The organism is Flavobacterium sp. FlaQc-30, assembly GCF_044005885.1.
Classification (GTDB): domain Bacteria; phylum Bacteroidota; class Bacteroidia; order Flavobacteriales; family Flavobacteriaceae; genus Flavobacterium.
On record NZ_JBIPCO010000001.1, the window covers coordinates 454,558 to 479,832 of the forward strand.

Here is a 25,275-nt window from a genome sequence, read left to right on the forward strand (position 1 = left end):
TAGTTATTTAATAAGAGATTTAAGTTCGCCTTTTGATTTGATTAAAGATATTTCGGCAATTTTATAATTTAAAACTGCTCTTGTAAAATTATTTTGAGCTTCAAGAGATGCATTCTCAGCATCCAGCAAATCAGTTAATGATGCTAATCCTTGAAGATAATTATTTTTTGTATTGCTTAAAATCTCAGTCGCTAAGCGCATATTTTCTTTTTGGTTTTGGATCGTTACAAGGTTGTTATCAATTTGAGCCATTGCATTTCTATAATCTAAATCAAGCGAAAGTTTAGTGTCTTTAATATCCTCTTGAAGCGTTCTGATTTCTACATCAGCCTGTCTTACTTTTGCACGAGTTCCAAAACCTGTAAAAATCGGCACATGCAAATTCAATCCAATTGCGGAGAAATCTGACCAATACACGCCATTTGAAGGTTTTGCAAACCAAGGCATATTAGGTCCTTGACCAATATAATTGTAACCAGCAGTCAGCGAAAGTGTTGGATAATATCCCGCCTCAACCGCTTTTTTATTGAATACTAAAAGTTCTTCTTGTTTTTTCAAAAGCAAGTACTCTGTTCTATTTTCAATATTTGGTAGCTCAGTTAATGATGCAGGCACCACTTCAAATTCTTCTTTAGGCATATCGATTACCGTTTCAATAGGCATACCCATATAAAACTTCAAAGCATTTTCCTGTAATGTAATTTGATTTTTAATCTGCTGGCGCTCTGTATCGATGTTTGACATTTTTACAACAATACGATCCAAGTCAATTTTCTTAGCCAAGCCATTATCAAACTGCCCTTTTACAATATCACGAACCTTAGTAGTATTAACATAGTTACTGTCTAACAAAACCAATCTTTCTTTTTGTACATATACAGCATAATAGTTGTTTGCCACTCTTTCAATTACCTGTTCTTCTGTTAACTGATCGTTTATTTGATAAAATTCGCGAGTAGATTTTGCCGCTCTTAATCCTGTAAAAACAGATTGATCAAAAATTGCCTGAGTCAAAGAAACTCCCGCAGTTGATGTCCATTTTTGACCAAATGCCGCTTGAATTGTAGTTCCCGGCTGACCAAATCCTGCTCCATCAATAACCGTTGTTTGAATTATTGGATTATGAGTTAAATTTCCGTTAGCAGAAATTTGAGGTAATGCTCTTGAACGTATTTCCTGAATTTTGTACTCACTATTTTCAACCTGTAATTTTGCTTTTTTAGCATCGGCTTTATTTTGAAGCGCATAATTAAGTGCGTCTTTCAAGGTTAAAGTTGTTACTTGCGCATTGACCGATAAGCCAATTGTACACAAAAATATAAGAACTATTCGTTTCATATGAAGTTAAAATTTGTTTTGGATTGATGATTTAAAAATCATGTTTATATAGATTGATGATTATGCTCTAACTTTTTCGAGTTGTTTTTCTAACTCAGCTATTCCTTTTTCTGTTGCCATTGCTCTGGTATGATACTCCAAAGCTTCCAATTCTATTTCCTGCGCTTCTCTTTCGGAGACAGTTGTTTCGTTTATATGAAAAATTAAAGTGTAATAAAACTTCACATAAATGTCAATATTTAAATCGGGGCGATATAATCCCTCGCGGATTCCTTTCTCGATATTTTCTCTAAAATACTGTGTACATTGGTCGATTTCGTACGACAATACATTTTGATAAATTTCTGGGTAATGTTTCTTTAACTGATAGATTGGTGATGTATCTGTATTGTTTTTAAACATATCACGAAACATCTCTCTAATTTCAAAATTCTCTTGAATCGCGTTGAAGTTCTTCGCCACAATAGTGTCAATTATTCCATGCACTTGTTTATGAACCGTCGAAGTACTCTCTTCAATCAAAACTTCTTTATTACAGAAATACTTGTAAATCGTTTTTTTCGAAATACACATTTCACCCGCAATATCATCCATCGTAACGCTCTTAAAACCAAGCTTCAAAAAAAGTTCACTGGCTTTTGAAATAATTTTCTCTTTCATTTTAATTTCCCGACTTGCATCACAAATATACTTAGGAAACTAAAATCTAAAAAATAGTTTCCATTATATTTGTAATAATTTTACATTAAATTATACTTTCTGTAAGATTTATATACTAAATTCTAAGTTTGCAATAAGCTTAATATCTTTACCTAATGCTAACCCTCCGTTATGATTAAATGAATTATAGTCAAGTCCAAAATCCTGACGTCTAATATCTCCTTTAATTTCAAAAGCAACTTTTCGCTCTCCATTATAAGTATTAACGCCAATAAATTCTGCATCAAGTTCTACAACTTTAGTCACATCTTTTATCGTTAAGTCGCCTTTAAAAAAGTTAATATTATTATTCACCTTTTGAAATGAAGTCGATTTAAAACTGATGATAGGATGCTCATCTACATCAAAAAAATCTTGAAGCTGTAAATAAGTATCTATTTGCTGAAAGCTTTCGTTTTTGTTATTTATATCCAGTGAAAATTCAACCGACGCATCTTCAATTTCATTGTCTTCGATATTCACATAACCGCCAAATTTATTCGTTGTCCCTCCTAAATAAGCAATTATCGAATGTCTCATTTTTATTAAAACATCTGATTGTGTCGAATCTAAAGTCCATGTTGTCTTCATAAATATTTGATTTTATTGAGTTTATAGCTTCCTCAAACCTCTTGCGGAAACTTTTACAGTGTTTCAAGTTTCCAAATTAACGGTGCAAATATAAACAGGAAACTCTAAACACCAAAAAAGTTTCCGTGTTTTTTTAAAATAATTTTAACTTATTCAGAATTAATGCCTTTCCAAACAATTTTAGAAGGAAACTCTCTTTTGAAATTTTAAGGTCAAAATAATTCATTAATGAATTGTATCTTTGAGGCTCATAAATTAGAATTTCATGCACGATATAAGTCAATACCAGGATTTTTTTATTGATTACTTAAAAAAACAAGACATACACAAAGAACCCGGGAATCTTTATGAACCTATCGAATACATTTTAGGACTTGGCGGGAAACGCATACGCCCAGTGTTGACTTTAATGGCTTCTGAAGTTTTTGACACTACTTATAAAACGGCGCTTCCGGCTGCAATGGCAGTTGAAGTTTTTCATAATTTTTCGCTGGTTCATGATGACATCATGGATGACGCACCTTTGAGAAGAGGACAAATAACAGTTCATGAAAAATGGAATTTGAATACAGGAATTCTTTCGGGCGATGCAATGCTTATTTTAGCTTATCAGTATTTTGAACAATATGAACCAACTGTTTTTAGAGACTTAGCCAAACTTTTCAGTAAAACTGCTCTCGAAGTATGCGAAGGACAGCAATGGGATGTTGATTTTGAAGAAAGAAACAACGTTACTATTCCAGAATACTTAAAAATGATCGAATACAAAACTGCTGTTCTTGTAGCTGCAGCGATGAAAATGGGAGCAATTGTTGCCAAAACTTCAGAAAAAGAAGCCGATTTAATTTATGATTTTGGACTAAATTTAGGTTTAGCTTTTCAACTTCAAGACGATTATTTAGATGCTTTTGGAGATCCTGAAACTTTCGGAAAACAAGTTGGCGGTGACATTATTGAGAACAAAAAGACATACTTATATATAAAAGCATTAGAATTCTCGACACCTGAAAAAGGGGATGAACTACAAAAATTATTCAGCATTCAATTAGAGGATAATTCAGAGAAAATTGAAAAAGCGAAAGCTATTTTTAACGAATCTGGCGCTTCAAAAGCAACACAAGAAACTATTGAAATGTATACTCTTAAAGCTTTTGAAACTTTGGAAAAAATGGAAATCAGTGCAGAGAAGAAAAATGTTTTGAGAACATTCGGCGAGAATTTAATGGATCGAAAAGTTTAGTTTTTCATTCGCAAATAAATAATCTAAAAATAAATCTACTTAAATGTATATTACTCCATTAAATAGCGATTTATTATTTGAAGAGGCCCAAAAGGAATCTTTATATCTAAACCTGATTGAGCAAATCAATAAAGATTTTAATTTGGCTAACGAAGGAATCGATTTTCCGTTAAGTGTTTCTCCCGAAGAACTAAAAATTCAGCTTCACGAAAAAATCTACAGAATGATTCAGTACAAATTTGCTGAGTACCTGAACCTGCTTTACATCATCGATGTTTCTGAAAACGAAATCAAAAAACTCGACGGCTCAGATTTAGTAATCCTAGCTGAACAGGTTTCTTTTTTAATCTTAAAAAGAGAATGGCAAAAGGTTTGGTTTAGGAATTATTATAAGTAAAGGTTCTGAGGTACTAAGGTGCTGAGATTCTAAGTTTTTTTATCATTGAAACGCACAATCTTTTGTAATTTATCTAATTCCTCAAAAAGTCCAAAATACTGGGTATCAATTTCACTCCCGATAATTTGGAAACGACCACATTTAAAACAGATTTTTGCTATCCCAATTGTCTTTTCTTTCTTTTTGAAGATAAAAATATCTCGATACTCAGGAACACAGGCATAAGCACTCATTTGTAGAGAATCTTTTTGACTGAATACATTTTCAATTTCCTTTTGCTGTCTAATAGTAAGATTCGATTTCTTGTAATTATGACTTATCAAAATTTCTTCAAAATCTCTTTTAGGAATACTATCAGGAAAATATCCCATAAATAAATCTTCAAACTCCCGATGTTTTTTTGATTTTTTACTTTTTTCCTCAAAATCAATTATGCTTTCAAGAGTATAATCCACAAAATAATGATTGATTTCATCCGAATCAAAAAAAGGTCGCAACTTTTTTTTTGCAACCACTTCCTCTTTATTATCAACATCTGACTTCTTAGAATTGTTACAGCTCAAAGCCACAATTACTGTAATTATAAAAATAATCTTCTTCAAATTTCCACATTTAAAACCTTAGAATCTTAGCATCTCAGAACCTTAACCCCTTAGAAATAAACCCTCACGAAAGGCATAAAACCAGATCCGTAAAGACTTCTATCAGGATCGTACAAAACATCGTATCGCGCACCAATGGTAACACTTCCGGTTCTATAACCTGCTCCAAGATACAAAGCAGTATTCCAATAATTATCTGAATAACTTGGCCTGTATGGAGTCGAGTCATAATCTGTATTTACCCTTACCTGCTCTAACTCTGCAGACAATTGAATTTCTGGAATCGGGTTTACAAGTGTAACTAAACTTCCTCCATAAACAAATGAATCATAATAATTTTTAGATGATAAATAACCAAATTGCAATCCTACACCAACCGATACAATTGGGTTGACATTGTAAATTGCACTTGGCATTACAGAAATATCGGTATAACCTGAACCAATTCCAACACCAAGTCCGCCTCCAAATTGAACCTTGTCCCAAAAATGATTACTGTTGTCTATAACATACTTCTGCTGTGCAAATGTAAAACTGGAAAACAAGACTGCTATAATCACAAAAAAAGATCTGCAATCGATTGAAAATTGAATTTTATTCATAGTTAAGTCTATTTTTAACAAATTTTTACGTAAAAGTACGTAAAAAAAAGATTTAAATAAAGGCGATTGTTGTACTTTTGCCATTCTATTTAACAAAAAGTATATTCACTAATATTATGGATAGGTTTTCATTTTTAAATGCAGCGCATACAGAGTTTTTCGCACAATTATACGATCAATATTTAGTAAACCCAGACAGCGTAGAGCCAAGCTGGAGAAGTTTTTTTCAAGGTTTCGACTTTGGACAGACGGTTTATAATGACGAAAATCCAGTTCAACAGATTGTTGAATATGTGACTAGCGGCAACGCAGACTGCAGTTTGGTTTCAGAAAAACTGCAAAAAGAATTCAACGTACTAAAATTAATTGACGGATACCGTACTCGCGGGCATTTGTTTACAAAAACAAACCCTGTTCGTGATCGTAGAACTTCATCTCCAACTTTAGACATCGAAAATTTCGGATTATCAACTGCTGATCTTTCTACTGTTTTTGATGCTGCACAAACAATTGGAATGACACCTTCTTCATTGCAGGACATCGTAAATCGTCTTCAAGCTATTTACTGCCAGCATATTGGTATTGAGTATATGTATATCAGAAATCCTGGCGTTGTAAAATGGATTCAAGATAAATTATCTGTAAATGTTAATCAGCCTAATTTCTCTACAGAAGAAAAGAAAACAATCTTAAATAAATTAAATCAAGCCGTTTCTTTCGAGAACTTCCTTCATACTAAATATGTTGGACAAAAACGTTTCTCATTAGAAGGTGGAGAATCTATCATTCCTGCTTTAGATGCTTTGATCGAGCAAGCTGCTGAAAAAGGTGTTGAACAATTCGTAATGGGAATGGCTCACCGTGGCCGTTTGAACGTTTTGGCAAACATCTTCGGAAAATCGACTCAAGATATTTTTGGTGAATTTGACGGTAAAGATTACGATCAAGAATATTTTGATGGTGACGTAAAATACCACTTAGGTCTTACTGCTGACAAAAAAACAAGATCAGGAAAAAACATCAACATCAATTTAGCACCAAACCCTTCTCACTTAGAAACCGTTGGAGCTGTAATTGAAGGAATCACAAGAGCTAAACAAGATAAATATTATGCTGATGATTTCTCTAAAGTATTGCCTATCGCTGTACACGGAGATGCTGCAATCGCAGGACAAGGAATCTTGTATGAAATCATTCAGATGGCTCAGCTTGATGGTTACAAAACTGGAGGAACAATCCATATTGTAATCAACAACCAAGTTGGTTTTACAACAAACTATTTAGATGCTCGTTCCTCTACTTACTGTACAGACGTTGCTAAAGTAACTTTATCACCAGTATTACACGTAAATGCTGACGACGCTGAAGCTGTTGTACATGCAGTATCTTTTGCATTAGACTACAGAATGCAGTTTGGGCGTGACGTATTTATCGATTTATTAGGATACAGAAAATATGGTCACAACGAAGGTGATGAGCCTCGTTTTACACAGCCGGTATTATATAAAATCATTGCTAAACATAAAAACCCAAGAGACATTTACGCAGAGAAATTATTGTCTGACGGCGTAATCGATGCCTCTTATGTAAATGGTCTAGAAAAAGAATACAAATCTGCTTTAGAAGAGAACTTAGAAGCTTCTCGTAAAAAAGACTTAACAATCATTACTCCATTCATGAAAAATGAATGGGACGGATTTGTTCAAGTAACAGATACACAAATGTTAGAGAAAGTAGATACTACTTTTGACAAAAAAGGATTGGATTCAATCATCAATACAATCTCAACATTACCATCAGACAAAAAGTTCATCAATAAAATAAGTAAAATTGTTACTGATAGAAAAACAGGATATGACAATAATACTCTTGATTGGGGAACTGCAGAAGCACTTGCTTACGGATCGCTTTTAACAGAAGGATTTGATGTTCGTATTTCTGGTCAAGATGTTGAAAGAGGAACTTTCTCTCACCGTCATGCTGTAGTTAAAGTTGAAGATTCTGAAGAAGAAGTAATCCTATTGAATTCTATTGAAAACAAAAAAGGAAAATTCGGTGTATTCAACTCTCTTTTATCAGAATATGGTGTTCTTGGTTTTGATTACGGATATGCATTAGCCAATCCAAAAGCATTAACTATTTGGGAAGCGCAATTTGGAGATTTCTCTAACGGAGCTCAAATTATGATTGACCAATACATTTCTTGTGGTGAAGACAAATGGAACAACCAAAATGGTATTGTTTTATTATTACCTCACGGATATGAAGGACAAGGTGCTGAACACTCTTCTGCAAGAATGGAGCGTTACTTACAACTTTGCGCAAGACATAATATGTATGTTGCTGATTGTACAACGCCAGCAAACTTCTTCCACTTGTTGAGAAGACAAATGAAAACGAATTTCCGTAAACCATTAGTTGTTTTCTCTCCAAAAAGTTTATTACGTGATCCAAGATGCGTATCAACAGTTGAAGAATTAGCAAGCGGAAGTTTCCAAGAAACAATTGACGATAATACAGTAGATAAAAAGAAAGTAAAAACTTTAGTTTTCTGTACTGGTAAATTCTATTATGATATTGTTGCAGAAAGAGAAAACATCGGAAGAAATGATGTTGCAGTTGTTCGTATCGAGCAATTATTCCCTTTCCCAGTTGAGCAAATCAAAGAAATCATTGCAAAATATCCAAATGCTGATGATTACGTTTGGGCTCAGGAAGAACCTAAAAACATGGGAGCTTACAGCTTTATGTTAATGAACTTTGATCTAGTAAAATGGAGATTAGCATCATTAAAAGCATACTCTGCTCCAGCATCAGGAAGTTACACACGTGCAAAACGTCGTCATGCAGATGCAATTAGAATGGTATTCGATAAAAATTTATTCAGATAAAAAATTAGTTTAACGTTTAAGAATTAAAGACCAGCCAAACTCTCTAAATCTTAAGCAATACAAACCTTAAACAAAAACAAAGATGATTTTAGAAATGAAAGTCCCATCACCAGGGGAATCAATAAAAGAAGTTGAAATTGCAACTTGGTTAGTAAAAGACGGAGATTATGTAGAAAAAGATCAAGCTATTGCTGAAGTTGATTCAGATAAAGCTACTCTTGAATTACCTGCTGAAATGAGCGGAGTTATTACGCTAAAAGCTGAAGAAGGTGATACAGTAGCAGTAGGCGCTGTAGTTTGTTTAATTGATACTGATGCAGCAAAACCTGCAGGCGGCGCATCAGCGGCTCCAGCAGCTGAAGCACCAAAAGCTGAGGCACCAAAAGCCGAAGCTCCAAAAGCGGCACCGGCTCCAGCAGCAGCTCCGGCAGCAACAAGTTATGCAGCTGGAACTCCATCTCCTGCAGCAAGAAAAATATTAGACGAAAAAAACATTGCTCCTGCAACAGTTTCTGGAACTGGAAAAGGCGGAAGAATTACTAAAGATGATGCTGTAAATGCAGTACCTTCTATGGGAACTCCAACTGGAGGAAGCCGTGGAACTGAGCGTACAAAATTATCTATGTTACGTCGTAAAGTAGCAGAAAGATTGGTTTCGGCTAAAAACGAAACGGCTATGCTTACTACTTTCAACGAAGTAAACATGACACCAATCAACCAAATTCGTAATGAATACAAAGATGCTTTCAAAGCAAAACATGGCGGTTTAGGTTTAGGTTTCATGTCATTCTTTACAAAAGCAGTTACAAGAGCTTTACAATTATACCCAGATGTTAACTCAATGATGGATGGTGACTACAAAATCGCTTATGATTTTGCTGACATCTCAATCGCGGTTTCTGGACCAAAAGGTTTAATGGTTCCTGTTGTTCGTAATGCTGAACTATTAACTTTCCGTGGAATTGAAGCTGAAATCAAAAGATTAGCTTTAAGAGCTCGTGATGGTCAAATTACTGTTGACGATATGACTGGAGGAACTTTTACAATCACAAACGGTGGTGTTTTCGGAAGTATGTTATCTACTCCAATCATCAACCCTCCTCAATCAGGAATTTTAGGAATGCACAATATTATTGAGCGTCCGATTGCTGTAAACGGAAAAGTGGAGATTCACCCAATGATGTACGTAGCTCTTTCTTATGACCACAGAATTATTGACGGTCGTGAGTCTGTTGGTTTCTTAGTTGCTGTGAAAGAAGCATTAGAAAATCCTTTAGAATTATTAATGAACGGAGATGCTAAACGTGCTTTAGAATTGTAATTTCATTATTTTTAAATAAAATCAAAAAGCCTGTTCATTCATTTGAACAGGCTTTTTTTCTTACTATTAGCTTAAATCTTGCTTATGGTGTTAATTTTTTACAGAAATGGAAATTTTAATCTTTAAAAAAGATTTAATTTAGAATAAATAAAAATAACTTGTGTAGTTGCTTATCAGTGTTTAAATTTGCGCTATTAAAATCAATTCTAAATAGTAATGAAATATAAATTCACAATTTCTCTTTTGAGCTTTTGTTTTTTTCTTCTAGCAAGCGTAACTATCTCAGCCCAAGAAAAAGCAACTGTAAAGGGAAAAATCACAGTAAGCAGCGACGATTCAGCAGAAGCAATTTCAATTGCTTTAAAAGGAACCAGATTTGGGACAATTACTGATGAAAACGGTAATTATAAAATTAAAAATGTAAAACCAGGAACATACACTTTAAAAGTTTCAGCTGTTGGATATTCATTAACAGAGAAAAAAATAACAGTTAATGCAGGTGAAGAGCTGACAGCAAACTTTAACATCACCTCAAACTCTGAAGAATTAACTGAAGTTGTGGTAAATGGCAGAAAAAATCGTTTTGTTCGTAAAGATAACCAACAGGTATCAAGATTACCTCTTAAAAATCTTGAAAATCCACAAGTATATACTACGATTACAGGAGAATTATTAAAAGAACAAGTTGTAACTAATTTTGATGATGCTTTAAAAAATGCATCTGGTATTACACCGCTTTGGGCCGCAACAGGACGTGCCGGAGACGGAGCCGCTTATTACTCTTTAAGAGGATTCCCGGTTCAGCCAACAATGGTTAATGGTTTACCTGGTTTAACAAACGGAAGTTTAGATCCAGCCAATATTGACAGAATTGAAATTATCAGAGGACCATCAGGAACTTTGTTTGGAAGCAGTTTGATCTCTTACGGAGGTTTAATTAATACCACTACAAAAAGACCTTTTAAAACATTTGGAGGAGAAGTAAATTACACAACCGGAAGCTATGGTTTACACCGTGCAGTTGTAGATTTAAACACACCTCTTAATGATAAAAAGACTTTAAACTTCAGAGTAAATTCAGCTTACAGCAAACAAGAAAGTTTTCAGGATGCAGGTTTCAAAGAATCTTATTTTATAGCACCTTCGTTATCTTATGAAGTAAATGATAGATTATCATTCTTAATAAACACTGAATTTATGAGCAGCGAAGCTACAAACCCAACTATGTTGTTTTTAGATAGAGGGAATCCATTAAGAGTTCATAATATTAAAGAGTTAAATTACGACAATAAACGTTCTTACACGAGTAATGAACTAACAATGAAAACTCCTTCATACAATATTCAGGCTCAAATGAATTATAAACTTTCTAAGCAATGGAGTTCTCAAACTGTGTTTTCTACGAGTTCAGCAAAATCACAAGGAAATTATACTTATTTATACGAAGGTACAAGCAACCCTCTTTTCAAATCACTTAAAGATGGAATTGTATTAGGCAGACAATTTACAGATCAGGACAATCAAAATATAACAACAGATATCCAGCAGAACTTTAATGGTGATTTCAAAATTGGAAATTTCAGAAACAGAATCGTTGTAGGCTTTGATTATTTCAAAAGAACATCTTCTGATCGCAGTTCAGGATATGTTGCAAATGGTCTTGTGTACATTGGAAATGACTTACAAACGTTTAACAACATTATTGGAAAACAAACAAACGGAGATTCTGGAGATTTAACAAAAGCAGGATCAGACGCTCTTATTGCAAACAGCCCAAGAAATAACAATAACACAAAACAAGAAGTTTATAGCGCTTACGTTTCTGACGTCATCAACTTTACACCTGCATTTTCTGCAATGTTAAGTTTACGTGCTGACCGTTTCATGAATGCCAAAAATGAAGGATACAACCAAACTGCTTTTTCTCCAAAATTAGGATTAGTGTATCAGCCAATTTTAGACAAAGTTTCCATTTTTGCTAATTACATGAATGGATTCGTAAATGTTGCTCCGGGACAAAACCGTATTTCGAATGTAACAACACCGGTTATATTTAATCCTGAGCGTGCCAATCAATTTGAAGTTGGAACTAAATTGAACCTGTTTAAAGACAAACTATACGCTACTTTCAGCTATTATGACATCCAAGTTTCTGATAAAGTTTATGTAATAGAAACTCCTTATATAGATCCTGCAGATCCAACAGCTGAATTGCCAAACGATCAGACTTCATATCAAAATGGAGCTCAGAGAAATAAAGGTTTTGAAGCAGAGTTTGTTGCAAACCCAATTAATGGTTTAAATATTGTTTTAGGGTACAGTTATAATGATGCTGTTTTAACAAAAGGAGATCCGGATTTTGTAGGTCACAGATCTGAAGATTCAGGACCAAGAAACCTGGCAAACCTTTGGGCTAGTTACAAATTTACAAACGGGTTACTTAGAGGTTTTGGTTTAGGCTTTGGAGGAAATTATGTTGGTGATAACATGATCATGAACAGAAATCTTGCAGGAACATTTACAATACCAGCCTATACAGCTTTAAATTCATCGCTGTTTTACAATGTTGAAAAATTTACAATCACACTTAAATTAAACAACATTACAAACAAAGAAATATATGATGGATGGTCAACAGTACATCCAAAAGATGCCAGAGCTTTGATCGCAAGTTTCTCTTATAGATTCTAATAAACAAATAACAAAACACCTTTCGGTTAAAGAGAAAGGTGTTTTTTAAATTCTATGAAATTATGATAACAATAGCCAGTCTTATCGTTTTTTTAGCTTTTTATACACTTTATTACACCTCAAAAAGAGCCGTTTTATCTTATGATTTAGGTTTTGAAAAATGGATGAAAAAAAATCCAAAGCAAACCAAAATTACCGGATTAGTTCTTTTAGTTACTGCTTATGCCATTTGGCTTATTACTCAATCTTTTGGCTGCGGCACCTTAATGTTTTTTATTCAATTAATGACAATTGGAAGTCTGATTATCATTCTTGCACCATTAAAAAAAGTAAACAGCAAAGCACTAATAGCTGTACTAATTATTATTGCTCTATTAGAATTTTATTATTATTAAACCATAACTAACCAATGCCAGCAAACTCAAAATATTTAACCCCTGCATTTTGGCCGCGTTTTGCCAAAATAACTGCCGCAATACTTGGTGGTTATCTTGTTTCTACAACATTTCATTTAGCATTAGCATCATGGTTTAGTCGCCCTGAAGTATTAATGACAATGGCTTTTAGCGGATTCATACTTTGGGTTGTTTTAATGATTATTGCATTTTTAGCAAAAAGCGGATGGAAAATCTGGGGCATTTACATTTTACTTTCCTTAGTTTTTTCTCTACTTATTTATCTTGGTCAAACCTATAATCCAGCAGTGTAATAACCCATGAACAATCGTCACTATAATATCTATTTTCATACACATACTGTCAGCGGTATTGTCATCAGCGTTGTACTTTTTGTGATCTTTTTTGCAGGGTCCTTTTCTTTTTTTAGAGATGAAATCATCAATTGGGAAAGAAGTGAATCTACCGCTGTTACAAGCGAAATTAAACTAGACTACAATAGCGCATTAGAAAACCTTGACAAAAAACACGTTTTACACGGAAGAAATATTACCATATCTAAACCATCTGTTCAAAATAGAGTTGCGGTTTATATGGAAGGTACCAAAGATACTTTGGCTCCAGCCAAACAAAAAGAAGGATCATTCTTTTATCTTGATACTAAAAACTTTAAATCATTCACTTACGACGAATCATATTCTTTAGGAGAATTTTTATATCGTTTGCATTTCTTGGCACAGATTCCTTATCCAGTTGGATACTATCTTTCAGGATTTACAGCTTTGTTTTTCTTATTTGCAATCATAACAGGACTTCTACTGCATTGGAACAAAATTGTCTCTAACTTTTATATTTTCCGTCCAAAGGAAAAATTAAAAACATTATGGACAGATGCTCATACAGCATTAGGAATGATTGGACTTCCGTTTCAATTTGTTTATGCTGTAACAGGTGCATTTTTTATGATTAAACTTCTAATTGTCGCGCCCGCTGTAATGGCATTATACAAAGGCGATCAGGATAAATTATACAAAGAATTAGAATATAACGATCCTGATTATAAATTCGATAACAATAAATTAGCCTCACCTTTTGACATCAATAAATTAGTTGCTAAAGCAAAAAACAACTGGTCTGATTTTGAGATTACACGAGTATTTATTCAAAATTACGGCGATGCAAACATGCACGTTTTAGTAGAAGGCGAATTACCAAATCATAAAAAATTTACTGGAATTGGAAAAGTTGTTTACCGTATTTCTGACGGAAAGGAAATTGCCAGAAAAAATCCAGTTACACAAACCACTTACATTGATGTTGTAAAAAATGTTTTATATCGAGTTCATTATGGCGACTACGGAGGTTATGCCTTAAAAATAGTAAGCTTTGTTCTAGGTATAATAACTTGTTTTGTAATTATTTCAGGAGTTATGATTTGGCTAGTTGCCAGACAAAAAAATAATCTGCCCGAAAAGAAAAGACGTTTTAACGCAGCTGTTGTTCGCATTTATCTGGCCATTTGCTTAAGCATGTACCCAATCACGGCACTTGCTTTTATCGTGGTAAAAGTTTTTTACCCATTAACTAAGGGTAATCTTTTTCTTGTCTATTTTGGAGGATGGCTATTGCTTACAATATTCTTTATCATTAAAAAGAATGATGCTTTTACCAATAAATCATGCCTTATTTCAGGAAGTATTTTAGGATTTTTAATTCCAATTACAAACGGAATTGTTTCTGGAAATTGGTTTTGGAATTCGTTTATGGAAAATAAAATTCAAATCTTTTTCATTGATGTTTTCTGGATTGTTCTAGCTTCCATAACTCTTTATACAGCTTATCATTTAAAACCTAAAAAAGCGACAGTTTAAAAATTAGCTTAAATAATTTGTCGCCTATAGATTTTGCGTATACTTTTACGTTTTTAATCAAAAAATGGGATTTACAAAACAAATACGTTTTTTACATAAATGGCTCGGATTAATTTCTGGGCTTATTGTTTTTATTGTCTGTATTACGGGTTGCATTTTTTGTTTCCATGACGAAATAAAAGACATTACTCGAAAAGAATGGCGTTTTGTTGAACCGCAGAATAAACCTTTTTTGATGCCATCGGTTTTGCAGCAAAAAGCAGTAGAAATTGTTCCGAAAAACAAATCGAGTATGGTTTCTTACTACGGACAAAATCGCTCGGCTATTGTTTATACGTATTCTGATACTGAAAATTTATATCTCTATTTTAATCCATACACTGGTGAATATCTAAAAACCGAGAACCCAAAAACTGACTTTTTTATTATTGTCGAATATATTCACTTGTATTTATTACTGCCTGATTATATTGGAAAACATATTATAGGCGTTTCGACAATTATTTTTATCTTGTTATTAATTTCTGGAATAATTCAGTGGTGGCCAAAAAGAAAAAGCGATATTAAAAGAAGTTTTACCGTAAAATGGTCTGCAAAATGGCGTCGTGTTAATTATGACTGGCACAATACATCTGGTTTTTACATTGCATTGATCGCTTTTATTCTTGCCATAACTGGTTTAACATTTACATACGAATGGGTTGGCGACGGAATATACAAAACCTTTAATTTTGGAGGCGACAAAGCAGTCGAAACAAAAGCGCCCATAATCGATACAACAAAATTTAACTCTAATTCAATCACAGCTGTAGATCGTGCTTTTATTCAAACCCTAAAAATGCAGCCAAAAGCCGAAATGCTCTTTGTAACGCTTCCGCAGCAAAAAGGAGACCTCATTAACACAGGAGCATATCCGCATACGTTAAGATACGATCATCAAAGCAACTATTACTTTCATCCTTATGATGGAAAATTAATTCAAAGCGATCCATATCATACCAAAAGCTTAGGTCTGAAAGTTGTCGAAATGAATTATGGCATTCATACAGGACAAGTCTTAGATTTACCTGGAAAAATTATTGCTTTTACCGTCAGTCTAATTGCTTCCGCGCTCCCCGTAACAGGCTTTGTGATTTGGTTTGGAAGAAGAAAAAAATCTAAAAATAAAAAAACCGCTCATTAGAAGCGGTTTCTTATAAATTGTTAGAAACAAAATTAGTTTCTATTTGCTAAAGCATTTTTCTGTAAGTTTTTAACTGAGCTAACTTTATTGTCAACATAAGCAACTTCGCTTAAATTGTTTTCATTAAAGAAAATCCATTTTCCAGTTTTCACTCCGTCTGTGTATTCTCCAACGGCTTTTTTATGTCCTTTTTCGTCATAAGATACCCAGACACCGTCTAATTTACCATCCTTAAAGAAGCCTTCTTGTTGAACATTGCCATTATCATAATAATAAATAGCTTTTACCTTGTTCCCAACAGCTTCTAATTCTGGTTTTGCTTCTTGTGCCACTACTATTCCAGTGAACAATAGCGCCGCTAAAATTATACTCTTTTTCATATCTTTAGGTATTAATGTTTTCGAAATCTTTATCAAATATACTTATTTGTTTACATTAAAAAAACTTTTACTTAACAATTTGGTAACATTGAATGAAAACTTAACATTGGAATTTTACCTAAAACAAAAAAACCAGCGCTCAAGCACTGGTTTTACTGGTATTTTGATCAAAAACTAAAATTACGATAACGATGTAAATTTAATCCTTAAATTAGTTTAATAACGAATCTAATTGCTTTTGAAGGTCTGGAGACGAAGGTCTTTCAGCATCAGAACTCACAATGTTTCCTTTTGGATCAATCAAGATAAATCTCGGAATTCCCATTACACCATAATTAACAACAAATTCAGATTCCCAGTCCTTATCAGCAAACAATTGTACACCTCCAAGATTTTTATCTGCTACAAACTTTTTCCATTTTTCATTGTCTTTTGCTTTATCGATAGAAATACTCACAAACTCAATGTTTTTTCCATGATATTTCTCTTCAATTTTTTGCAGGTAAGGAATTTCGGCTCTGCATGGCGCACACCATGTAGCCCAAAGATCAATATAAACATACTTCCCTTTTAAATCAGATAGTTTTGTTTTTCCTCCCTTATAATTTTCATAATCAAACTCTGGAGAAGGCTTACCGATAAGTTTATTTGCTTTTGCCGTTCTTTCATAATTCTCAACTGCGAATTGATTAAAACGTTCAAAATTACTTTTCATTGCAGTAACAAATTCGGGATCAAAATTTCCTTTCTCTAAACTTTCAACATCAGTCTTTTTCTTAGCTTCTAATATTGCTGCAAATTCAGCAGGTTCTTTAGAGAAGGCTTCCTCTAGTTTTTCATTTCTTAAAGCTTGCTGCGCTAAAAAATTACTCTCCTCAACACCTTTACCGCTGAAAACAATAGTTTCATCAAATTCTTTGGCATTCATGGTTAAGTTTACCTCAGAATTTGGTTTCAAATATAACCTTGACGATTCAGTTCCGTCTGAAAACACATAAAATCCTTTTGGCGCATCAAAGGAAGCTGCAAAAGTTTCCTTTTTGTTAATCGGAATAACTTGTTTAAAATTATCTTTTCCTCTAATAACAAGAGTGTCACTATTTCTATTCGCAATTTTGGCTGTAAATTTTATTTGATTTTTGGATTGCCCAACAACACTTAAAGTGCCAAATATCAACAGACCAGTAACAAAAAGTTTTTTCATAGATATTTATATTTGTTTTTACTGATTCAAATCTAAAGAAATTACACATCAAAATTTTAGAATTAACAAAATTTTTAAAATTTATAAGCATCAAGTTATCACTTTACTATATTATTTTGTTTTTTGTGTTTACTTTTGCAATCTAAAATTGAGATCATGTATAGAAGTCATAATTGCGGCGAATTAAACGCTTCAAATATTAATACCGAAGTTACACTTGCGGGCTGGGTTCAAAAATCACGCGATAAAGGATTTATGAATTGGGTCGATCTACGCGACCGTTATGGAATCACACAACTTATTTTCGACGAAAGTCGTACCGATAAAACCGTTTTTGAATTAGCTAAAACTCTTGGCCGTGAATTTGTAATTCAGGTAAAAGGAACTGTAATTGAACGTGAAGCTAAAAACAAAAATATTCCAACTGGTGAAATCGAAATTTTAGTTTCTGAATTAACGATTCTAAACTCTGCTTTAACACCTCCATTTACTATCGAAGATGAAACTGACGGTGGTGAAGATATCAGAATGAAATACCGTTATTTAGATATCAGAAGAAATCCTGTAAAAAACAGCTTATTATTTCGTCATAAAGTAGCGATGGAAGTTCGTAAATATCTATCTGATTTAGATTTCTGCGAAGTTGAAACTCCTTACTTAATCAAATCGACTCCAGAAGGAGCAAGAGATTTTGTGGTTCCAAGCCGTATGAATGAAGGACAATTTTATGCATTGCCACAATCTCCGCAAACTTTCAAGCAATTATTGATGGTTGGTGGAATGGATAAATATTTCCAAATTGTAAAATGTTTCCGTGACGAAGATTTACGTGCAGACCGTCAGCCGGAGTTTACTCAAATTGACTGCGAAATGGCATTTGTTGAGCAAGAAGACATTTTGAATGTTTTTGAAGGTTTGACAAGACATTTATTAAAAGAAATTAAAGGCATTGAAGTAGAAAAATTCCCAAGAATTACCTACGACTATGCTATGAAAACATATGGAAATGACAAACCAGACATTCGTTTTGGGATGAAGTTTGGTGAGTTAAATGAATTTGCACAACACAAAGAATTCCCTGTATTTAATGCAGCTGAATTAGTGGTGGGAATTGCTGTTCCGGGAGCAGGAAATTATACTCGTAAAGAAATCGACGGATTAATTGACTGGGTAAAACGTCCACAAGTTGGAGCGTCAGGAATGGTGTATGTAAAATGCAACGAAGATGGAACATATAAATCATCTGTAGATAAATTCTACGATCAGGACGATTTAGCAAATTGGGCAAAAGCTACAGAAGCAAATCCTGGAGATATGATTTTTGTACTTTCTGGTCCAGCAAACAAAACCCGTGCTCAGCTTTCTGCACTTCGTATGGAATTAGCAACTCGTTTAGGTTTACGTAAACCCGAAGAATTTGCTCCATTATGGGTTGTAGATTTCCCATTATTAGAACTTGACGAAGAAAGCGGTCGTTACCACGCCATGCACCACCCATTTACATCTCCAAAACCAGAAGATATGGCTTTATTGGAGACAGAACCAGGAAAAGTGCGTGCAAATGCTTACGATATGGTTTTGAACGGAAATGAAATTGGAGGAGGTTCTATTCGTATTCACGATAAAGCGACACAACAGTTAATGTTTAAATATTTAGGATTTACTGAAGAAGAAGCAAAAGCACAATTTGGTTTCTTAATGGATGCTTTTCAGTTTGGTGCGCCGCCTCATGGAGGTTTAGCTTTTGGATTGGATAGATTGGTTGCTATTTTAGGTGGTCAGGAAACGATTAGAGATTTTATCGCCTTCCCTAAAAATAATTCAGGACGTGATGTTATGATTGATGCTCCTGCAGCAATTGACGACGCACAATTAAAAGAGCTTTCAATTAAATTAGACCTCTAAAAAATAATGATAAAAAAAATCTTTTTATTGCTTTTTGTTGTAAACTGTTTTGCACAAAGCCCAAAACAAGTCTTATATTCATTTTACGATTGGAAATATCCTAAAATAAAAATAGAAAGCAATAAAATAGGTGTTATCATAGAAGATCCCACAGAACGCGGCGTAATAGACAATCAAGTCTCTGCCTATGCGATTCGCAATCTTAGTTTAAGAAATTTAGAAATAGTCGCTCCAACACAGAGCGACTATTTGTTATTTATACAACCCATCAGCACGTATCTTGATACTAAAACTGAAAAAATAACCAATGGCAATGACATTAGTTATATTGGACAAATCATCTTCACTTCAAAGCTAAATTTTACGATAAAACGAAAAAACGAAGTTGTTTACACTAAAGATTTTAACTCCTCTCAAGTTATCTCAGAGGTAAGTGCTTACAACAACTTCAGTATTAAAACAGAAGAAATTGCAAACAATCAGATACAATTACTTCTTAAAAATTCGAGCGGAACAATTAACCAAAATTGTTACGACCTTTATAACAAAGATGTTTTGTACAATTTTTTCAAAGAAATTAAAGAAACTATCGATTTTACCAGAATTGAAGAAACCCTTCCTCTATACAAATTCAAAGACGATAATCTTGACCAAATAAACCAATCAGTGGATGCTTTTGAATTTACCAGAAATTTAGAAGACACAGATGAGAACTATCTTAAAATAAAAAATCTCCTTGAGGAAAAAATAAAATTTTGGGAACGTGAAGTTTCTAAATATGATGTAAACGATAAAAAAACCAAAAAAATTTATTGGGCTTTAATGGCAAATATCTCAACCAGTTACTATGCTTTAGGAGATAATGCAAAAGCTATAGAATTTAAAGACAAAGCACTACTTGTTGATTACAACAAAAACTATCGCTATTTAGCCGAAATGCCTGAGAAAAAAATCAAGAATATGGCTTTCTTATTGAATGCTGAAGGCAAACCTTTTATTGATTTTGAAAAAAATGATTTTTCGAAAAAACAAAATTTTGATGCTGTTTACTTCACCAATAAAAAAGGCAAACTTCTTATTAACAGCAACTTTTCAGAACAAGAATTGGCTATCAAAAAAAATCGTATTGAAGTTATTTATAACATTTTGGCGTGTTCCAAATTCTATGACTTTTTAGTAAGTGTAACTAACGATTTTAACGAAAAAGAACAAGATAAAAGCCTATTTTTTAAAAACACAGACGCTTATTTTTTCAAATTAACAAAACGCTACGATGACTTAAGCAAAGAATTACTTGTTGCCGATTTGAAAAATTTTAATGTAGATGAAAAAAAAACTATCCTGAAAATATCTAATAGTATCCACGATTTAACAGATGTATTATATAACAGATTAAAAGTATCTACTATTGATAACAAAGAATCTGAGTTAGCACAACTTGTACGTGAATTAAATAAGCTTTTTATACAACAAGCAGGAATTCTTACTGATTATGGGAGAAGCAGTAAAAAGCAAGATCTTCAAGACTTGACTAATATGGTCTTAATTAGCCAAAATAAAGTACTTTTAGACCTTCCTTATTTAGGTTTTCTGGCAGACGAACTTACCACTGAAGGACACAGCCAATACAAGGAACATCCTAAAATTTATCAATCTCTTTTTAAGCAGTATAAAAAAACCTTCAACAATTTGATGGGAAGTACTATTCTAAAAAATCTTCATGAGAAAGAGACCATTAAATTTGATGAAATTATAAATTCATTTTACATGCCGCTTTCCAGAGAAAAAATAGAGAATATCAATGTGAAATTTAAAAATCAATATAACAATCAATCTATATTGAGAATATTAATGTTATTCTCTAAGTAATGAAAAAAATAATACCCTTTTTAACCTGCCTTGCTTTTTGCAATTGCATATCAGTACCAAATCAGCCAGCAAAAAACATTGCTTTTGAAAAACAACAAGCTGACGATCAGGAAAAAGATTTTAATTTACAGGTTAAAACTATTTGCTTTTCTGAGAAAAACACAAAGAAAGAAATTGAAATTGAATATGAACTAAAAAACAACTCTAAATCGACGGTTTTTGATCATAAATTAAAAACGTATAAATTGTTTTTTATTCTCAAAATGACAGACGGGCGAGAAATTGCAAAAGAAAAAACAATTTGGTTTATAATCCCCCCAAATACAGCAATAATCGAAAAAGAAAAAATATACATCTCTGATTACGTTGTTCAATCATGTTCAACTAGTCTTTATACAAAATATAAATAATTTAAGATTATTAAAATAAGACTTTAATTTTTATTAAAACCACTAAATATTTCTCTTTTTTACTTTTCAAAAAAGAGAAAAAACATACTTAAAAATAAAAATTCTTAAAATTTCAAATTCCTACAATCGGCTCGTTTTTATATTCTTACAATTAACGATTCTCAAATTATGGCATTTCATATAAAATTTGATGCAATAAACCACGTAAAAACACTGGAAATCAATAATTTTTACAAAAATTTAACACCCTTATGTCTTTTGTATGAATTTATATATTACATTTGCTTTATTATAAATTATTATTACAATTACAATGCGTACAGGTACAGTAAAATTTTTCAATGAATCTAAAGGTTATGGGTTCATTACAGACGAAGAAACAGGAAAGGACATCTTCGTTCACGCTTCAGGAATTAACGCGGAAGAATTACGCGAAGGTGACCGTGTAAGCTATGAAGAAGAAGAAGGAAGAAAAGGGAAAGTTGCTGCTAAAGTAGCAGTAATCTAAGAAAAATATAGCAATTTATTTTTTTTGCCTCTGAATGGTTTTAAAAACGTCTCGATACACATCGAGACGTTTTTTTTTGCTCATTTCTTAAAAAAATATTAAAATTTTAAGACCTTATTTATAATCAATAAAAATTACGCCCAAACGTTGTTGCATTGCGTACTTATGTCCCCCTTTAGTTTGTGATTTACGTCATTGAAAGTTATCTTTGTGGCTTATTCTTTAAGTAAAAAAGCTAAGCTTATGCAATCTGATCAATACAGTTACATTCCTATTTTAATGCAGTTCATTCTAGCTGTTGGTTTTGTAGTAGGAACAATCATTATTTCTGGAAAATTAGGCCCAAAAAGAACCTCTGAAGTTAAAGATAAAAACTTCGAGTGCGGGATCGAATCTGTTGGTAATGCACGTATTCCTTTTTCAGTAAAATATTTCCTAGTTGCCATCCTGTTTGTATTGTTTGACGTAGAGGTAATTTTTCTTTATCCTTGGGCAGTAAATTTTAAAGAACTTGGTATTGAAGGAATGCTGAAAATGATTGTTTTTATGTCATTGCTTTTAGTTGGTTTTTTCTACATCATCAAAAAGAAAGCTTTAGACTGGGAATAAAACCCGATTTTAGATTTTAGGTTTCTGATTTTAGATTTAAGCATCTGAAATTAAAATTTAAAATTTAAACTCAATTGAATTTAATACTGATTTAAAAAATTGATTTTACTTTTTACGATTTCCAAAAATCTAAAATCTAAGATCAGAAATCTAAAATAAAAATGAGCGATTCAAATGTAAATATGGTTGCGCCACCTGAAGGTGTTGTTGGTGAAGGTTTCTTTGCAACAAAACTAAATGATGTTGTAGGTTTGGCACGCGCGAATTCTCTTTGGCCTTTACCATTTGCAACTTCATGCTGCGGAATTGAGTTTATGGCAACGATGGCTTCACATTACGATTTAGCACGATTTGGATCTGAGCGTGTGAGTTTCTCTCCTCGCCAAGCAGATATGTTATTAGTAATGGGGACAATTTCAAAAAAAATGGCCCCGATTTTAAGACAAGTTTACGAACAAATGTCTGAACCTCGCTGGGTAATTGCCGTTGGAGCTTGTGCTTCATCGGGAGGTGTTTTCGACACATACTCAGTTCTGCAAGGAATTGATAAAGTAATCCCGGTTGACGTTTACGTTCCAGGATGTCCTCCAAGACCAGAACAAATCGTTGACGGAGTAATGAGATTACAAGAATTGGTAAAAAGCGAATCTGTTAGACGCAGAAGCTCTCCGGAATACCAAGAATTATTAGCTTCCTATAACATTTCATAAGATGGCTTTAGAAAATACCCTGATTCAAGATAAACTTACAGAAACATTTGATACAAGTGTTTTTAACTTTCAACAAGAAAGAGATATTTTTTCATTAGAAACAACTCCTGAAAAAATCACAGCATTGATCCTTTTCCTGAAAAATGATTCTGACTTACGTTTTCACTTCTTAACAGATTTATGCGGCATTCATTATCCAGACAACGATGCAGATCGTCAATTTGCGGTAGTTTATCATTTGCACAACTGGTACGAAAACAAACGTATTAGAATCAAAGTTTACTTGAATGGTGAAAAACCAGAGATCAAAACCGTTTCAAATATTTTCTTGAGTTCAAACTGGATGGAAAGAGAAACATACGATTTCTTCGGAATCAATTTTATTGGTCACCCGCAATTGAAACGTATTTTGAATATGGACGAAATGGTGTCTTTCCCAATGAGAAAAGAATTCCCAATGGAAGACAGCGGAAGAACTGATAAAGACGACAGATTCTTTGGAAGAACAACAACAAATTGCTAAAAAATAATTCAACATTATAAAATGTCAGAACTATTATTACCACCAGAGCATCGTTATGCTAAAATAATTAAGGACAAACTAAACGAAGACGGAAGCGAGCTTTCGGTACTGAATTTAGGACCAACGCATCCTGCGACTCACGGTATTTTTCAAAATATCCTATTAATGGATGGTGAAAGAATTCTAGAGGCTGAACCAACTATTGGTTACATCCACAGAGCTTTTGAGAAAATTGCTGAGAATCGTCCTTTCTATCAAATCACACCTCTTACAGATCGTATGAACTATTGCTCCTCTCCTATTAACAATATGGGATGGTGGATGACTTTAGAGAAATTACTAAATATTGAAGTTCCTAAAAGAGCACAATACTTAAGAGTTATTGTAATGGAGCTTGCTCGTATTACAGATCACTTAATTTGTAACTCGATTCTAGGAGTAGATACTGGTGCTTATACTGGTTTCTTATACGTTTTTCAATTCAGAGAAAAAGTTTATGAGATTTACGAAGAAATTTGTGGAGCTCGTTTAACAACAAATATGGGAAGAATTGGTGGTTTCGAAAGAGACTGGTCACCAGAAGCTTTTCGCAAATTAGACGTTTTCTTAAAAGATTTTCCTGTTGCTTGGCAAGAGTTTGTTAACTTATTCGAAAGAAACAGAATTTTCCTTGACAGAACCGTAAACGTAGGTGCAATTTCTGCTGAACAAGCAATGGCTTACGGATTTACAGGTCCAAACTTACGTGCAGCCGGAATTGATTATGATGTTCGTGTTGCGCAGCCTTACTCTTCTTATGAAGACTTCGAATTTAATGTTCCTGTTGGAAAATCAGGTGATACTTACGATCGTTTCTGTGTTCGTAACGCCGAAGTTTGGGAAAGTTTAAGCATTATTCGTCAAGCTTTGGATAAAATGCCGGCTGGAAACGAATACCATGCAGAAGTTCCTGATTATTATCTTCCTCCAAAAGAAGATGTATATCATAATATGGAATCTTTAATCTATCACTTTAAAATTGTAATGGGAGAAGTTCCTGTTCCAGTTGCAGAAATTTACCACCCTGTTGAAGGAGGAAACGGAGAGATAGGTTTTTATTTAGTTACAGACGGAAGCAGAACTCCATATAGATTACATTTCAGAAGACCTTGTTTTATTTATTACCAAGCATATCCTGAAATGATCAAAGGTTCATTACTTTCTGATGCAATTGTTATCCTTTCGAGTTTAAACGTAATTGCAGGAGAATTAGACGCGTAAAAAATTTTAGATTGAAGATTTTAGATTTTAGATTGCTGAATAGCATATCTAATAATTTAGATTGAAAATCTAGACT

Annotated in this window: 24 protein-coding genes; 17 read left to right on the forward strand and 7 right to left on the reverse strand. The window is 33.2% G+C overall.

The annotated features are described in order from the left end of the window. Nucleotides 1-3: 3 nt before the first annotated feature. From ACHRV0_RS01935 to ACHRV0_RS01945, 3 genes are all read right to left on the reverse strand, one after another. Nucleotides 4-1,338, reverse strand: a complete 1,335-nt coding sequence (locus ACHRV0_RS01935; RefSeq protein WP_129022557.1) for a TolC family protein — start codon at nt 1,336-1,338, stop codon at nt 4-6. Nucleotides 1,339-1,398: 60 nt separating this feature from the next. Further along, a complete protein-coding gene (locus ACHRV0_RS01940; RefSeq protein WP_129022556.1) occupies nt 1,399-1,998 on the reverse strand; it encodes a TetR/AcrR family transcriptional regulator in 600 nt (199 codons plus the stop codon). Nucleotides 1,999-2,106: 108 nt separating this feature from the next. Further along, nucleotides 2,107-2,628: a YceI family protein gene (locus ACHRV0_RS01945; protein WP_089053712.1), complete on the reverse strand. Its 522-nt coding sequence runs from the start codon at nt 2,626-2,628 to the stop codon at nt 2,107-2,109. Nucleotides 2,629-2,893: 265 nt separating this feature from the next. Here ACHRV0_RS01945 and ACHRV0_RS01950 point away from each other — a divergent pair, with 265 nt between their 5' ends. After that, nucleotides 2,894-3,868: a polyprenyl synthetase family protein gene (locus ACHRV0_RS01950; RefSeq protein WP_129022555.1), complete on the forward strand. Its 975-nt coding sequence runs from the start codon at nt 2,894-2,896 to the stop codon at nt 3,866-3,868. A gap of 43 nt (nt 3,869-3,911) precedes the next feature. Then, nucleotides 3,912-4,265, forward strand: a complete 354-nt coding sequence (locus ACHRV0_RS01955) for a hypothetical protein (protein ID WP_129022554.1) — start codon at nt 3,912-3,914, stop codon at nt 4,263-4,265. Between the two features lie 29 nt (nt 4,266-4,294). Here the strand turns inward: ACHRV0_RS01955 and ACHRV0_RS01960 are convergent, their stop codons facing one another. Further along, a complete protein-coding gene (locus ACHRV0_RS01960) occupies nt 4,295-4,867 on the reverse strand; it encodes a hypothetical protein (protein WP_129022553.1) in 573 nt (190 codons plus the stop codon). 50 nt (nt 4,868-4,917) lie between these two features. After that, nucleotides 4,918-5,469: a hypothetical protein gene (locus ACHRV0_RS01965; protein ID WP_129022552.1), complete on the reverse strand. Its 552-nt coding sequence runs from the start codon at nt 5,467-5,469 to the stop codon at nt 4,918-4,920. Nucleotides 5,470-5,585: 116 nt separating this feature from the next. Here ACHRV0_RS01965 and ACHRV0_RS01970 point away from each other — a divergent pair, with 116 nt between their 5' ends. The 7 genes from ACHRV0_RS01970 to ACHRV0_RS02000 all read left to right on the forward strand — a co-directional run bounded on the left by ACHRV0_RS01970 (nt 5,586) and on the right by ACHRV0_RS02000 (nt 15,821). After that, entirely contained in the window at nt 5,586-8,360 is a 2,775-nt protein-coding gene (locus ACHRV0_RS01970) for a 2-oxoglutarate dehydrogenase E1 component (protein WP_395439736.1), read from the forward strand. A gap of 82 nt (nt 8,361-8,442) precedes the next feature. After that, nucleotides 8,443-9,681, forward strand: a complete 1,239-nt coding sequence (odhB, locus tag ACHRV0_RS01975; protein WP_129052816.1) for a 2-oxoglutarate dehydrogenase complex dihydrolipoyllysine-residue succinyltransferase — start codon at nt 8,443-8,445, stop codon at nt 9,679-9,681. 216 nt (nt 9,682-9,897) lie between these two features. Beyond that, entirely contained in the window at nt 9,898-12,372 is a 2,475-nt protein-coding gene (locus tag ACHRV0_RS01980) for a TonB-dependent siderophore receptor (RefSeq protein WP_395439737.1), read from the forward strand. A 62-nt stretch (nt 12,373-12,434) separates the two neighbouring features. After that, nucleotides 12,435-12,767, forward strand: a complete 333-nt coding sequence (locus ACHRV0_RS01985) for a hypothetical protein (protein ID WP_129022548.1) — start codon at nt 12,435-12,437, stop codon at nt 12,765-12,767. A gap of 14 nt (nt 12,768-12,781) precedes the next feature. Continuing rightward, entirely contained in the window at nt 12,782-13,081 is a 300-nt protein-coding gene (locus tag ACHRV0_RS01990) for a hypothetical protein (protein WP_395439738.1), read from the forward strand. Between the two features lie 6 nt (nt 13,082-13,087). Continuing rightward, nucleotides 13,088-14,638 carry a PepSY-associated TM helix domain-containing protein gene (locus ACHRV0_RS01995; RefSeq protein WP_395439739.1) on the forward strand — a complete coding sequence of 517 codons (1,551 nt, stop codon included), beginning with the start codon at nt 13,088-13,090 and terminating at the stop codon, nt 14,636-14,638. 64 nt (nt 14,639-14,702) lie between these two features. Next, on the forward strand, nt 14,703-15,821 hold the full coding sequence (locus tag ACHRV0_RS02000) for a PepSY-associated TM helix domain-containing protein (protein ID WP_395439740.1): 1,119 nt from the start codon (nt 14,703-14,705) through the stop codon (nt 15,819-15,821). A gap of 32 nt (nt 15,822-15,853) precedes the next feature. Here ACHRV0_RS02000 and ACHRV0_RS02005 read toward each other — a convergent pair whose 3' ends face one another. Beyond that, nucleotides 15,854-16,201 (reverse strand): toxin-antitoxin system YwqK family antitoxin, encoded by a 348-nt coding sequence (locus ACHRV0_RS02005; RefSeq protein ID WP_129022544.1) that lies wholly within the window; start codon nt 16,199-16,201, stop codon nt 15,854-15,856. A 211-nt stretch (nt 16,202-16,412) separates the two neighbouring features. Beyond that, complete coding sequence (locus ACHRV0_RS02010) at nt 16,413-17,405, reverse strand: TlpA disulfide reductase family protein (protein ID WP_129022543.1); 993 nt, start codon at nt 17,403-17,405, stop codon at nt 16,413-16,415. Nucleotides 17,406-17,561: 156 nt separating this feature from the next. Here ACHRV0_RS02010 and aspS point away from each other — a divergent pair, with 156 nt between their 5' ends. The 8 genes from aspS to ACHRV0_RS02050 all read left to right on the forward strand — a co-directional run bounded on the left by aspS (nt 17,562) and on the right by ACHRV0_RS02050 (nt 25,199). Beyond that, on the forward strand, nt 17,562-19,310 hold the full coding sequence (aspS, locus tag ACHRV0_RS02015) for an aspartate--tRNA ligase (protein ID WP_395439741.1): 1,749 nt from the start codon (nt 17,562-17,564) through the stop codon (nt 19,308-19,310). Between the two features lie 6 nt (nt 19,311-19,316). Further along, the gene (locus ACHRV0_RS02020) at nt 19,317-21,179 is read left to right on the forward strand and encodes a hypothetical protein (RefSeq protein WP_395439742.1); all 1,863 of its coding nucleotides are present in this window, start codon (nt 19,317-19,319) and stop codon (nt 21,177-21,179) included. Next, the gene (locus ACHRV0_RS02025) at nt 21,179-21,589 is read left to right on the forward strand and encodes a hypothetical protein (protein ID WP_395439743.1); all 411 of its coding nucleotides are present in this window, start codon (nt 21,179-21,181) and stop codon (nt 21,587-21,589) included. The genes ACHRV0_RS02020 and ACHRV0_RS02025 overlap by 1 nt, the downstream gene beginning before the upstream one ends. 313 nt (nt 21,590-21,902) lie before the next feature. After that, nucleotides 21,903-22,097, forward strand: a complete 195-nt coding sequence (locus ACHRV0_RS02030; protein ID WP_007137066.1) for a cold-shock protein — start codon at nt 21,903-21,905, stop codon at nt 22,095-22,097. Nucleotides 22,098-22,340: 243 nt separating this feature from the next. After that, nucleotides 22,341-22,706: an NADH-quinone oxidoreductase subunit A gene (locus ACHRV0_RS02035; RefSeq protein WP_089053801.1), complete on the forward strand. Its 366-nt coding sequence runs from the start codon at nt 22,341-22,343 to the stop codon at nt 22,704-22,706. A gap of 161 nt (nt 22,707-22,867) precedes the next feature. Next, complete coding sequence (locus ACHRV0_RS02040; protein ID WP_057121621.1) at nt 22,868-23,416, forward strand: NADH-quinone oxidoreductase subunit B; 549 nt, start codon at nt 22,868-22,870, stop codon at nt 23,414-23,416. A 1-nt stretch (nt 23,417) separates the two neighbouring features. After that, the gene (locus tag ACHRV0_RS02045) at nt 23,418-23,939 is read left to right on the forward strand and encodes an NADH-quinone oxidoreductase subunit C (RefSeq protein ID WP_129026015.1); all 522 of its coding nucleotides are present in this window, start codon (nt 23,418-23,420) and stop codon (nt 23,937-23,939) included. A 21-nt stretch (nt 23,940-23,960) separates the two neighbouring features. After that, a complete protein-coding gene (locus ACHRV0_RS02050) occupies nt 23,961-25,199 on the forward strand; it encodes an NADH-quinone oxidoreductase subunit D (RefSeq protein WP_129026017.1) in 1,239 nt (412 codons plus the stop codon). Nucleotides 25,200-25,275 lie beyond the last annotated feature (76 nt).